Annotated in this window: 11 protein-coding genes and 2 tRNA genes; 10 read left to right on the top strand and 3 right to left on the bottom strand. The window is 56.3% G+C overall.

Translation table 11 applies throughout. From position 1 onward, the window contains the following. Window positions 1–215 precede the first annotated feature (215 nt). The 3 genes from MNODULE_RS00870 to ada all read left to right on the top strand — a co-directional run bounded on the left by MNODULE_RS00870 (window position 216) and on the right by ada (window position 2345). Entirely contained in the window at window positions 216–422 is a 207-nt protein-coding gene (locus tag MNODULE_RS00870; RefSeq protein WP_168057615.1) for a cold-shock protein, read from the top strand. Window positions 423–649: 227 nt separating this feature from the next. After that, window positions 650–1021, top strand: coding sequence for a cupredoxin domain-containing protein (locus tag MNODULE_RS00865; RefSeq protein WP_168057614.1), 372 nt, complete (start codon window positions 650–652; stop codon window positions 1019–1021). Between the two features lie 229 nt (window positions 1022–1250). Next, complete coding sequence (gene ada, locus MNODULE_RS00860; protein WP_168059158.1) at window positions 1251–2345, top strand: bifunctional DNA-binding transcriptional regulator/O6-methylguanine-DNA methyltransferase Ada; 1095 nt, start codon at window positions 1251–1253, stop codon at window positions 2343–2345. A 65-nt stretch (window positions 2346–2410) separates the two neighbouring features. Here ada and MNODULE_RS00855 read toward each other — a convergent pair whose 3' ends face one another. Then, the gene (locus MNODULE_RS00855; RefSeq protein ID WP_272953216.1) at window positions 2411–4741 is read right to left on the bottom strand and encodes a Tex family protein; all 2331 of its coding nucleotides are present in this window, start codon (window positions 4739–4741) and stop codon (window positions 2411–2413) included. Between the two features lie 348 nt (window positions 4742–5089). Beyond that, window positions 5090–5178 (bottom strand) — tRNA-Leu (locus MNODULE_RS00850). 145 nt (window positions 5179–5323) lie between these two features. Between MNODULE_RS00850 and MNODULE_RS00845 the strand changes: the two genes are divergently transcribed. The 4 genes from MNODULE_RS00845 to MNODULE_RS00830 all read left to right on the top strand — a co-directional run bounded on the left by MNODULE_RS00845 (window position 5324) and on the right by MNODULE_RS00830 (window position 7086). Next, complete coding sequence (locus tag MNODULE_RS00845) at window positions 5324–5731, top strand: outer membrane protein assembly factor BamE (protein ID WP_168057612.1); 408 nt, start codon at window positions 5324–5326, stop codon at window positions 5729–5731. Window positions 5732–5771: 40 nt separating this feature from the next. Beyond that, window positions 5772–6422, top strand: coding sequence for a hypothetical protein (locus tag MNODULE_RS00840; RefSeq protein ID WP_168057611.1), 651 nt, complete (start codon window positions 5772–5774; stop codon window positions 6420–6422). A gap of 134 nt (window positions 6423–6556) precedes the next feature. Then, entirely contained in the window at window positions 6557–6868 is a 312-nt protein-coding gene (locus MNODULE_RS00835) for an MTH1187 family thiamine-binding protein (RefSeq protein ID WP_168057610.1), read from the top strand. Between the two features lie 142 nt (window positions 6869–7010). Then, window positions 7011–7086 (top strand) — tRNA-Asn (locus MNODULE_RS00830). 999 nt (window positions 7087–8085) lie between these two features. Here MNODULE_RS00830 and MNODULE_RS00825 read toward each other — a convergent pair. Then, window positions 8086–8460: a response regulator gene (locus tag MNODULE_RS00825; protein WP_168057609.1), complete on the bottom strand. Its 375-nt coding sequence runs from the start codon at window positions 8458–8460 to the stop codon at window positions 8086–8088. 343 nt (window positions 8461–8803) lie between these two features. On the opposite strand from MNODULE_RS00825, the gene MNODULE_RS00820 reads away from it, so the two are divergent. The 3 genes from MNODULE_RS00820 (at window position 8804) to MNODULE_RS00810 (ending at window position 12953) form a co-directional block, all read left to right on the top strand. Further along, the gene (locus MNODULE_RS00820; protein ID WP_168057608.1) at window positions 8804–10804 is read left to right on the top strand and encodes a protein kinase domain-containing protein; all 2001 of its coding nucleotides are present in this window, start codon (window positions 8804–8806) and stop codon (window positions 10802–10804) included. A gap of 4 nt (window positions 10805–10808) precedes the next feature. Continuing rightward, a complete protein-coding gene (locus MNODULE_RS00815) occupies window positions 10809–12200 on the top strand; it encodes a sigma 54-interacting transcriptional regulator (RefSeq protein WP_168057607.1) in 1392 nt (463 codons plus the stop codon). A gap of 78 nt (window positions 12201–12278) precedes the next feature. Next, window positions 12279–12953: a hypothetical protein gene (locus MNODULE_RS00810; RefSeq protein ID WP_168057606.1), complete on the top strand. Its 675-nt coding sequence runs from the start codon at window positions 12279–12281 to the stop codon at window positions 12951–12953. Window positions 12954–12970 lie beyond the last annotated feature (17 nt).

The raw sequence follows: 12970 nt of genomic DNA, 5'->3' as shown, positions 1-12970 counted from the left end.
GGGGATCTCGACCGGACAATAAGGGGTTAATTTTTCATTGACCTTTTCCAAATAGTCATGGTAAAAAGGACGGGAGTCCATTGTAAAAGTTGAGTGGAAGAACTGATCGGCTGCAGCTATTACAACTCGCTGTGGCCTTTTTTTTATTTTCTCGACTTAGGGGACAGTGGACATTCCGTCAGCGAATCGCTGATAAAAAAGAGGAGAAACACTCAATGATCAAAGGAACCGTCAAGTGGTTTAACGGCAGCAAAGGGTATGGATTCATCACGCGTGAAGATGGAGGAGCGGATGTGTTTGTCCACTTTTCTGCCATTGCCGGTGAGGGATACAAATCTCTCGAAGAGGGAAATGCGGTCGAGTTCGAAGTTACCCAAGGCCAGAAGGGTCCGCAAGCGACGAACGTCCGATTGATCTCCTAACAAAAATTTTTTAATCCAAAAGCCCCGTCGGAATATTTTCCGGCGGGGCTTTTTTATTCGCTCGCATTTCCTAGGGTCCTTTCGCTTGGTGTTCATCGGGAGAATTTCTCTTGGCATAGGGTCTCCTTCCCGTTCCCGCAATATTGCTTTATTCGCCCCTGCCGGTTAAAATTAATCTAATCGGGGTTTATCGGCAGAGATGCCCGCGCAATCAGTGAGGATCGGAAATGATGAAAAAGGTTTTTTTATCTCGATTCAGTTTTCTTTTATTCATGATCCTCATCGGCCTGGGAAATGGACAGGGGGCCGATGCGGCGGAATTCAAGATCCCGGATGGAAAAACCGAGTTTTCGCCGAAGGCCCAACAGATCAAGAGCGGAGCGCAGGTCACCTGGGTCAATGAAGATAAGCGGACCCACTTTCTCACCGCGGCCGATCCGAATCGCAAAGAGCCTGCCAAAGTCGTCGATGATCTTTTGATCCACCACCTTCTCCCCCCCGGAGAAACGTTTCAAATGAAGTTCGACACACCGAACACCTACGAATTTTTTTGCGCCATCCACATGGAAATGCGTGGAACGATCACGGTCGCTCCTTAAGAACGGCATTCCTTCCGAAGCTTCGTAAAAACCCTCCTAATAGAAACAGTCCGGAATGAGCACTGTTCGTGGTTTAGTTGTGCACAGCCGGAACTTGAATTTTTTAATGAAATTAGGTCAAATATTGAATGGATTTGAAAGCAACAAACGGAGTGCCGGCGGGTGCTTTTTCGTCTAGGCTGGTTTCAACGAGCCATTCCGCTCGTAGAAATCTGAAGAGGAGACGATGATGGACGTTCCATTGACAAAAAATGAAAGGGCTCCGCAGACTTTTCGAAGCGACGACGATCGTTGGGCCGCCGTGCTGCGCCGAGACCGGACTGCGGACGGCGTTTTTTACTTTTCCGTGCGGACCACCGGGGTTTATTGCCGGCCCTCCTGCCCGGCGCGATCGGCGCGACGGGAGCATGTCCGGTTCCATTCGACGCGCGAAGCGGCGGTCCGGGCCGGTTTCCGTCCGTGCAAACGGTGCCGGCCCGACGCGCCTCCGCTCGCCGAACAACACGCCGCGGCGGTGGCGAAAGCATGCCGACTCATCGAAGCCGCCGAAGTGCTGCCGAACCTCGATCTGCTCGCGGAAGCGGCCGGAATGAGCCGGTTTCATTTCCATCGTGTCTTCAAGACAATCACCGGCGTGACACCCAGAGCCTACGCGTCGGCCTACCGCGCAGAGCGGGTGCGGGACGCGTTGTTCCGGAGCGACACGGTCACCGAGGCGATCTTTGGGGCGGGGTTTCATTCCAGCGGGCGGTTTTATGAGATCTCTTCGGAAGTGCTGGGGATGACCCCCTCCGACTTTCGCGCCGGCGGCCGGGGCGCCTCGATCCGCTTCGCTGTCGGAGAATGTTCGTTGGGTTCGGTTTTAGTTGCGGCCACCGACAAGGGGATCTGCGCCATTCTGCTCGGGGACGACCCGAACCTGCTGCTGCGCGATCTTCAGGATTGCTTTTCCAAGGCGGAATTGATCGGCGGTGATGCGGCGTTTGAACAATGGATCGCTCGCGTCATCGCCTTCGTCGAAGCGCCGGCGATCGGTCTCGATCTGCCGCTCCACGTCCGGGGCACCGTTTTCCAGCAGCGGGTGTGGAAGGCGTTGCGCGAGATCCCCGCCGGCGCGACGGTGAGTTATGCCGAAATCGCAGAACGGATCGGCTCCCCGGAAACGGTGCGCGCGGTGGCGCAGGCCTGCTCTGCCAACCTGATTGCCGTTGCGATCCCTTGCCATCGGGTGGTCCGCAATGACGGCGCGCTCTCCGGATACCGATGGGGGGTGGAGCGCAAACGGGCGCTGCTCTCCCGGGAGCGCCATCCTGATCAAAGTTGATCGCACTCTCGGTTTCAACCTGTCTGAGCCGGTCCTCTTGGATTGGATCACACGGCTCGAACAGGTTACGGCTTCCGCTCCTTGAACCGTGCAAACGCATCCGCCATCGTCGTCATGGGGGCGGGAGCGGAAGGTTGTTTCTTCCCGGAGGACGATTTTGGGGCCGATTTTTTCCCGCCGGCGTTCTCGCCGCTTTTTTCTTTTTCGGTCGGCGGCACCGCTCCCTCGCTCAAGCGCATGGTGAGGGAAACCCGCTTTCGCTCCAAATCGACCTGCATCACCTTCACCTTTACGACGTCGCCCGCCTTCACTACCTCGCGCGGGTCCTTGATGAAACGCTCCGACATCGCCGAGATGTGCACCAGGCCGTCGTGATGAACGCCGATATCGACAAAAGCGCCGAAGTTGGTGACGTTGGTGACGACCCCCTCCAGCACGCTGCCGGGGACCAGGTCGGCCAGGGTTTCGACCCCTTCACGGAAGGCGGCGGTTTTAAACTCCGGCCGGGGATCGCGCCCCGGCTTCTCCAGCTCGCGGAGAATGTCGCGCACGGTCATTTCGCCGAATTTTTCATCGATGAAATCCTGCACCGACAGCGACGATAAGAACGGCTTGTTGCCGATGACCTCGCGCAGCGCGCGGCCGGTGGCGCTGAGAATCCGCTCCACCACCGGATAGGCCTCGGGATGGACGGCGGAGCCGTCGAGCGGATTCTCGCCGTTCATGATCCGCAGAAAGCCGGCGCTCTGCTCGAAGGCCTTCGGCCCCAGACGCGCGACCTCCAGCAGCTGCCGCCGTCCGCGGAAGGCCCCCTTCTCCTCGCGGTAGGCGACGATGTTGGCGGCGGTCGTTTCGGTCAAGCCGGCGACCCGCGCCATCAGCGGCGCGGAGGCGGTGTTGACATCGACCCCCACGGTATTCACGCAGTCCTCCACCACCGCCCCCAGCTTGCGCGTCAGGCGTGTCTGGTTGACGTCGTGCTGGTATTGGCCGACGCCGATCGCCTTCGGCTCGATCTTCACCAGTTCGGCCAGCGGGTCTTGCAGGCGCCGGGCGATCGAGACCGCCCCCCGGTAAGAGACATCGAGATCGGGAAACTCCTTCGCCGCGATTGCCGAGGCGGAGTAGACCGACGCCCCGGCCTCGCTGACCACCAGGCAGGTCAGCTTCAATTCGGGGTGACGCTTGATCAGCTCCTTCGCCAGCTTGTCGGTCTCGCGCGAGGCGGTGCCGTTTCCGATGCTGATCAACTCCACCTGATGTTTGCGCGCCAGCGCGGCCAGTGCGGCCAGCGATTCCTCCCACTGATTTTTAGGGGGATGCGGAAAGATCGCCGTATGATCGAGCACCTTTCCGGTGGCGCCGACCACCGCGACCTTCACCCCGGTCCGCAGACCGGGATCGAGCCCCATCGTCGGGCGGGAACCGGCGGGGGCGGCAAGGAGCAGATCGCGCAGATTCTCTCCGAAAACGCGGATCGCTTCTTCCTCGGCCATCTCCCGCAGCCGCAGGAACGATTCGGTATCGAGCTGCGATTTGAGCTTGATGCGCCAGGCCCAGCGGACGGCGTCGGCGAGCCACCGGTCGGCCGGGCGGCCTTCGTCGCGGATGGAAAACCGCCGGGCGATCATCGCATCACAAACACCGAACGCGGTCGTCGATTCCAGATCATCCTGCCCCGGCAGCTGAATCACCAGGCGCAGCATCCCCTCGGCCCGGCCGCGGAAGAGGGCCAGCGCGCGGTGCGAGGGAATCTGCTTGAGCGGCTCGGAGAACTCGAAGTAGTCGGAGAACTTGGCCCCTTCCTGCTCCTTTCCGGGGACGACCGTCGAGAGGAGGCGCCCCTTCTCCCAGATCAGGTCGCGGAGCGCCCCGACCAGATCGGCCTCTTCCGCCGCTTTTTCCATGAAGATCTGCCGGGCGCCGTCCAGCACCGCCGCCGCGTCGGCGAAACCTTTTTCCGGGTTGAGCGATCCGGCCGCCACGCTCTCCGGGATTTGATTCGGATCTTCCAACAATGCGTTCAGCACCGGCTCCAGCCCCGCCTCCCGCGCGATCTGCGCCTTGGTGCGGCGCTTCGGTTGATAGGGAGCATAGAGATCTCCCAGCCGGGTCTTCGTCCCCGCGGCGAGGATCGCCGTATTCAGCTCGGGGGTCAGCTTTCCCTGCTCCTCGATGCTCTTTAAGATGGTCGCGCGGCGCTCTTCCATCTCGCGCAGATAAATCAGCCGCTCTTCGAGGGTGCGAAGCTGGGTGTCGTCCAACCCTCCCGTGACCTCTTTGCGGTAACGGGCGATAAAGGGGACGGTCGCCCCCTCGTCCAGCAAGCGGACGGCCGCCTCCACCTGGGCGGTGCGGGCGTTTAATTCTTCGGCGATCCGTTGCGAAATGTCCATGCGGTGAACCATCCTTCGATAAAGTGAAATAGAGTTACTCTTATATACTAGAAACGCCGACGAAGCAATTGGAAATCCGGGAGAAGAAAGAGAGATTTTATGGAATTAAATAAAGACGCATGATCGGCCGATCGAAAGGCTTGAACAGTATGAAGGAGAACGAAAGGCAAGAAGGGGAAGAAATAAGACCGGCCCCAGGGTCCATACCATGTAACCGACTGGAGCCGATCCGAATCACGGTCTGAGGAGACCGCACGTCATTCTAAACAACACGATCTTCTTTTGCAAGGGGGAAAGGGGAGGGATACAGACCATTTCTAAAAGGATTCAATTTACGAAGAGATTTCCTGGTGCCGGAGGCCGGAATCGAACCGGCACGCCCCTTGCGGAGCGAGGGATTTTAAGTCCCTTGCGTCTACCAATTCCGCCACTCCGGCGTTACAGCGCGGAAAAACCACTTCCTTGTAACACGTTTTGATTTCCTTCGTCAAGAATGAGGGCCGCTTTCCAAGAGGTCGATCCTTCCTGAAGGGAGCCACATTTTGGTTGAAAAAGAATCGAGATCGGGATAGAATTCCCTTCATGAACGGCGAGACAAACTTGAATCAGGTCCGATTGATCAGACGCGGAGCATGGGCCCTCGTCGGCCTGATGCTGCTTGGGGCCGTCGGCTGCGGCGGGCCCTCCTACAAATTTTACAAGGCGACCTGGTTCGGCAAGTTGAAACCGGGGATGTCGCGGGAGGCGGTCACGGAGCTGATCGGCACACCCGCCGAAATTGCCCGCCGCCAAACGGAAGATGAGCTCAGAGAAGTCTGGGTCTATCACGTCAAGAACCTCAATCCCCAGAACCATCTCTACCCGACCATCCGCCTTCTTGTCTTCAGCAACGGAACGATGGTCGCTCTGGACCCCGTCAACCCCTATTCCCCCGACCTGGTCCCTCGGACGGTCTCCACCTCCGAAGGGACGCCGGCTGCGGCCCCCTGACACTTTTCAGAACGACCCTCCTTCCGCCTGGAATCGCACCGTGGTAAAAAAAATCAAAAAGAAAATTCAGAAGGGCCCCAAAGCGACTTATGCCGTTCCGCTGGTGATGGCCCTCACCGCCCTCCACGGTCCCCGTCGGGAGGGGAAGGATTTCCGCCATCTGCTCGAAGGGGCCGACGCCATTCGAAGCACCCTTCAACTCCATCTGGGACAGACGCTGATCCTGGCCGACCGGCCTCTTTCGCTGGCCGAGTATCTTTCATGGGGGTTCAAATCGCGCCCGGCGCGGTTGGCGGAGATGTTCTCAAATTCAGGCGTCCTTCCGATGGGACTTGCCGCCGATAATGATCTGGAGGGAGCGCCCCAGCTCGGCATCCTTCCGATGATTGCGCTGGTTCAGGACCGGGCGCTCGACGATTTTTCGGAGCGGCTTTCCGAAGAGCTCAGTGAAGTCGGCCGGGTCGCCTTTCAAAACGCCATCTACCCGGCCCTGGGTCTGATCCCCGGCTACGATCTTCTTCTCTACGCCCCTCCCTCCCCCGCGCAAGGATTGAACCACGCCATCGATGCGCTGAATGCCTCTCTCAAAGACGCGTTCGAGCAGGCGGCGGTTCCTTTCCCCGGACCGTTCCCATCGATCCCGGAATCGGCCCTCGCATCGATTCCGTTGAAAGAACCCTGCACGAAATAAATCGCTGCACGACCCATGTAAAGCGCCGCCTAGATTTTCGCCGACGATTTCTCTTAAAATAAAAAGATGATCTTGCGAACTCGACGCAGGCGCAAGCGGTTTGATCTGTAAAATTGTAAAAAAAGGAGGGTAAAATGGCGCTTTTAGAAATCAGCATCGTTCCGATCGGAACCGACTCCCCCAGCATCGGCGACTACGTCGCCGAGGTGGTCAAAGTCTGCGATCAGCATGGGCTTAAATACAATTTAACCGACATGGGAACGATCATCGAGGGGGATGCCGATACGATTTTCTCCGCGGCCAAGATGCTCCACGAGCTTCCATTTAACCGCGGCATTTCCCGGGTCCTCACGCATCTGACGATCGACGACCGCCGGGACAAAGCGATTCATCTCGAAGATGAGGTGAAGGCGGTCCAGGATCGGCTCACTCAAAAAGCCGCTTGAGCCGCGCGATCGCGGGAGAGGGGAAAAGAAGGTTTTTCGAGGGAGAAATCGGGCTCTTCAAGCGGGTTCATCCGCTCAAAGAGATTGACTTTCTGCCTGGGTGCGGATAAAATACACCCCGCTTTCCTTATTTTCCCTTTATTCCCCAGTAGCTCAGCTGGCAGAGCAGACGGCTGTTAACCGTCGGGTCGCTGGTTCGAATCCGGCCTGGGGAGCCAGGTCTAGAAGGAGCCGTTGGAGATCATTCCAACGGCTCCTTTCCTTTTTCATTTCACAACAGAAATCTCAACTTGTTTTATGACATTCACAACCCTTTCTCTATCGCCCCAGATCGGATTCGAACCCCCTTTTCCCTGAAGAATTATATACAAAGGAAGACCAAATTCAGGAAGGTCGGAAAGTACACCCGTAAATCTCTCAATTGGGAAAACTCTCATTTTAAGAATCGTAATGGTAATCTACAATGCCAGCCTAGCGAATGATCGTAATCACTGAGTCCTCTCACTAATCGCTGTTCCGATTTTAAGTTATCCCATATTTAAATTTATTTTCTTGACGTTGCATTTTCTTTATTAGCCTTTCCGCCGGGTCCGTCGGCTATGCGATGCGACCTACGAAATACGGGGTCAACGATACTGCAGAGGCGAGGCAGAGAATCGTTGTCTGGAATTTGTGAAAAAAGGCATTGGAAAGGAATGGACTTTGAGTCAGTGGAGGGGTGGAATCTGCCAGGAGAGTACAAAATCTGGCAGATCCGTTGGGGGGACAGAGGGTTATTGATTCTACAATCACGCTCAGTGGTGTCGGACAGGGTATCAGCGAACGGATGACAAGCGGGTTTGTTGTTTCATCCAAGGCGTGTCTTTGTCCTGATGTTTCTCCAGGTCCTTCTGGTCCTCCATTTGGAATACGGCACATTCTGGTGCGCGGGTACCTCGCACCGGATAAATAAGACAGGTTAATGGCGGAAGATGTTGCTCGGCGCTTCATCCTTGGGGTCGGGCCGAGAGTGGCTCGGCCCCCATTACTTCTGAATGGAATATTTGGATCTCACTTGTTCAAATTCTTCAACATCAATCTCTCAATCGTTTAAAAATTTAAACAGAGACCTCTTCAATCATCTTGCTTGCTCGCCCATTTTTAAATTCATGAAGATCGATTTTAGACCCGCACACGGTAGAGGACGGCGGCGTCCCTCCGATGTTATCTTCATCATTTCAGATGTATTTTTCAAGAATCGTCCTTAATTCGTTCTCCTCGATCGGTTTTCGGAGGACATCATCGACCCCCTGCTCTGCCGCCAATGCCTCAAGAAGCTCCAAAGACCCAAACGTCATCAGAACTTTGCGCATTTCGGGCCTGTCGCGAAGGCGAGAGATCAGTTGAAATCCATTCATCTCATTCGGAATTTGATAATCGGTGATCAACAGGTCAATGCGCTGACTGCGGCTTGCATTGAAGGCTGCGATCGCAGAAGTCGTTCTCAAGATTTTCACCGGTCCTTTCTGCAAATCTTGAAGCAGGTCGGCGACCAAGTGACTTACCGCAATCAAGAACTCAGGGTGATTGTCAACGATCAGGATGGTTTTCATTCATGCTCAACGAACATTGGCGCACATTCCGGCGGAGTTTTTCAGACAACGACTTTTAGGCGTGTACCGTTCCTAAAGATTCATCCCTTTACAATGGGATCGCCCTCCCGTGGATGGGAAAAACCACAAGCCCGGAAGGGATCTGGTTTCTTTAACAAACAGGTTTTCATGGAGCAAGAGAGATGCCGCTAAGGAGGGTCGGTAATATTGCTTAGGCGGGGAAAAGAGTTGAAAAGTGTATCGAGTTCCGGTATGAATACAGCACAACATACTAGGTCAAAACATCTTCGGCCGTCTTTGCATTCGGCTCCTTAGTACTGTTCGCCTTTATTTCTGGAGAGAAGTGAAAGAGTCCATTCGCCTGCCTCAAACGATGCTTTCATTATCACCCCAGAAGCCCCTCCTCTCGGCGAAATATGAAATTCAAGAGGAAATCGCCCGGGGGGGGATGGGGGTGATCTATAGGGCGATTCATACGGCCCTCAACCGCCCGGTCGCCGTCAAAGTCCTCTATCCCGAATATCGAAGTGATGTTTCTTTCCTGAAGCGCTTTGAACGAGAAGCGCGGGCCCTCGCCCGCCTCGATCATCCGAACATCATTCGGATCTATGACGTATCCGAGGCACAAGACCCATACTATATCGTCATGGAGCTCTTCCCCGGCAGGGACCTCAAACAACTTATTTTAGAGAGGCGGTCTTTTCCCCCCTTAGAGGCCTGCGCAATGGTTCTTCAGGCGGCGGAGGCGCTCTCCTTCGCACACGGCAAGGGAATTATTCATCGGGATATAAAGCCGGGAAATATTCTCGTCGATCGCGGCGGGCATGTGAAAATTACCGACTTCGGAATTGTGGCCGCTGCGGACGAACTCTCGGCGACTCCGACGGGAGAAATCCTCGGGACCCCGGAGTATATGTCGCCCGAGCAGGCGCAGGGTGAGCCGATCGACGGCCGGAGCGATCTCTATTCTCTTGGAATGGTCTTTTACAAAATGCTCACCGGCAGAACCCCTTTCGAGGGAATCTCGCGGCCATCCGTCCTCGGGAAATTAATCTCCGACCAGAATGAATTTGTCCTATTGTTCTCCTCCGCAGTCCCTTCTACTATTCAGGAATTGGTCCGATCTCTTTTGAGGAAGCAAGCTCGGGAACGGATCCCCGATGCGCGGACGCTTGCGGCCGAGATTGCAACGATCGCAAAAGAGATAAAGGAGTGTACCCCTTCGAAAAAGGAGGGATCACCGCTCCCCGCCGTCCACACGCTTGAAAAGGATTCCCTCGTCCGCGACGAAGCATCCTCGATCCGGATCTCGACCCCTCTCTTAGACCTTTCCCCTTGCATCACGACGCCGATCGGAAAAAACGATGCAAGGCGCCAAAGCGGGACATTCTCTATTTTCCTGGCGGGAGTGATCGTTTTTTTTATCATCGGAGCGATTTACCTTTTTCTCTCTCAGTTCATTTTTTCAGCTTTAACCGAAACAACATCCCTCCCTGATCCGAAGACAACCGTAAAATCGATTGAAGTCCATCTGCAGCAACAAGCGACAGAGAATCCCTTTCGGAATGAAGAGGGCCCAATTAAAGCGACAGTGACCACGGCTGAAGCTCCGACATTGCCCGCTCCCCCTGAGATCGCCGTGATCTTGGCCCCTCCAATCCCTTCTACACCGGAGGGAAACCGGGTTCCATCCACGATTTCGGAGAAGAGGGAGAAACAAGTGGAAATCGTTTTAAACCGGGAAGAGCCGATTCAAGACGGCATTACTCGAGAGGAGATACCGGTACAACCGATCAATGACAACTTACCTCCTTCGTTGCATTCAGCGCCGGGCCCCCTGGAGCAGGAGCAGATACGGCCCTTCCCTGCAGAGGCGGTCACAGAACCGTCGGCGGTCTCCCTCCCCTCCACGGAGGAACTTCCCGGCAAAGCGGTTCAGGGAGAGGAAATCGCTTCTTCCCCCGCTCTCCAAGAGATTGCGAACGAGACCGTGCCTCCGCCGTCCTCCTCCCTTTCGGCTCCTCGGCCCGACTTGGAAGTGATCAGCGATCTTCTGGCCGAATTCAAGACCGCCTTCGAGGCGCAAGACATGGCCGCGCTTCTGCAAATCAGCGAGATGTCGCCGGAGCGCAGCCGGATTCTGGAAGAGATGTTCCGGACCTATCCGATCGTCAAAATCTCCTACTCCGATTTATCCCTCACCCGCGACGCCACCGCCTTAACCATTGAGGTTTACAAGCTGATTGATCGGGAAGGCGATCCCGTTTCCCCTCATAAAGAGTGGAAGAAGAGCCGGGCGATCATTCGAAAAAAGGGGGAGCGGTGGGGAAAACTGATCTGGTGAACGGATGCTGGAACTGAAGATATTTCAGGATAAAAAATTGATCCAAAAGGTGGTTCTCTCGAAAAGAGAGATCACCGTCGGACGGTCGGCGGACAATGACCTCATCCTTCCCGACGAGCACGTCTCACGGCTGCACGCGATCATCGCGCGAAGAGGGGAGGAATTTCTTCTGGAGGATCGAAGCTCCAACGGCGTCTTTGTGAACGGGAAGAAGGTTTCGGGCGTCGCGCCGCTCGCTCCCCGCTGCCGCGTAGAGATCTATCCATTTGAGCTCGAGTGTTTCTATGAAGGTGAGGAAGAAACGGCCCCCCTTTCCCATAGACGATCCGGGGAAAAAAGAGGGGGCGAAGCACCCTCTCCTGCTTTTTCCCCGCCCTCCTCTGCTTTGATTTACCACTTCGGAATTTTGATCGGCGAGAGCCCGCCGATGCAGCAAATCTATCAGATGATTCAAGATGTGGCGAAGAGCACGGCGACCGTTCTGATTCGCGGCGAGCATGGAACCGGAAAAGAGCTGGTGGCGCGCGCCATTCATGAGGCAAGCCCACGAAGGCAAAAACCGTTTCTCCCGGTGAACGCCGCCGCCATCCCCTTGGAGCTGATTGAAAGCGAGCTCTTCGGGTATGAAAAGGGGACCTTCACCGGGGCGCAGACGGCAAAGAAGGGAAAGACCGAAGAGGCCGATGGAGGCACGCTCTTTTTGGACGAAATCGGGGAGTTGAGCCCGGCGGCACAGGCGAAGCTCCTCCGCTTTCTACAGGGAAAGAAGATCAATCGCCTTGGAAGCGCGTATGAAATCCCCGTGGATGTCCGGGTGATTGCCGCGACAAACAAGGACCTTGAACGTGCGGTCGAGGAAGAAGTGTTCCGGCCCGATCTTTACTATCGGCTGAAGGTCGCCGAGATTTTTCTTCCGCCACTCAGGGAGCGCCCGGAAGATATCCCGTTGCTGGCGGCCCACTTCCTCCAAGCCTTTTCTCAGGAACTGGGGCTCCCGGCCTGCCCTCTCCTCACCCCCGAGGCTCGGCATCGCCTTCAGCGCGCGCCATGGCCGGGGAACACCCGCCAACTTGAAAATTTTATCTACGGCGCGCTCATCCGCGCCCGCCCGCCTTACTCCCTTGATGAAGCCGCCCTATTTTCCAGCGCCGCGTGGCCGGGACAATCCCTGGAGGAATTTCAATCACCGGCCGAAACCGCTCCTTTACAAGAGAGCATGCGGCAGCTTCTCCTCCGCACGCTGGAGGCGCATGAGTGGAATGCCATCAAGGCCGCCAAGGTATTGAAGGTGAGCCGGGGCACCATTTATTACAAAATGAAGAAGTATGGAATTCAGATCCCGGGACTCTCCAAGAAAGATGAATCACCGTTGAAAGATGGGACGATCCCCTCCTGACATATTCCGCCTTGACAGGTTGGCGCGTTTCTTGCTAGTGTTCGTTCCTCAGATTGAGTCGTCCAGGGAGAGCCGCGCATGAAACCGAATGGGATCCTGCTTCCGATTGTCGCCCTCTACGCTTTCGTTCTCCTTCCCCTGTCCCCCCTGTTCGCCGAGGAGGGGGGTGATCCCGCTTCGGATACGATCGCTCCCTCCATTCGACATGAGCCTCCCGATCAAGCAGTCGTCGCGGGACTCCCTTTCGTCCTTCAAGCCGTCATCACCGATAATGTCGGGGTGGAAGAAGTCACGCTCTACTATCGACTGAAGGGGACGGAGGAGTACTCCCCGCTTCAGATGAAGCGCGTCAGTCAGGATCTCTTCGCGGTCGCGCTTCCGAGCCAAGAGGTCTCCTCCGGGCAGATTGAATACTATATTCAAACCAACGACCCTTCCGGGAACATCTCCTTTCGGGGCTTCTCCTTCACCCCCCTGACGGTCGCCATTGTGGCTGCACCTCCTTTGAGACAGGATGCAGCCCCTTCTGAGCCGAGCAGCGCTGCATTGGAGCGGATCACCCTGCGGCGGGAGGATGCCTCACCCCCCTGGTATAAAAAATGGTGGGTCTGGACGATTGTGGGTGCCGCCGTGATTGCGGGCGGGGTTGCTGTCGCGGGACATGGAGGAACCGATGGAAGGGACGATGGCGAAGGAGGGGGCGCGCCGACGACCGGCTCCGTCGCCATCGTCGGACCGGCGGTCGGACAGTGAGCAAGAGGAAGATGAAT

The organism is Candidatus Manganitrophus noduliformans, from assembly GCF_012184425.1.
GTDB lineage: Bacteria > Nitrospirota > Nitrospiria > SBBL01 > Manganitrophaceae > Manganitrophus > Manganitrophus noduliformans.
Note: the sequence above shows the minus strand (reverse complement) of the source record. Positions and strands in the feature narration are given on the sequence as shown.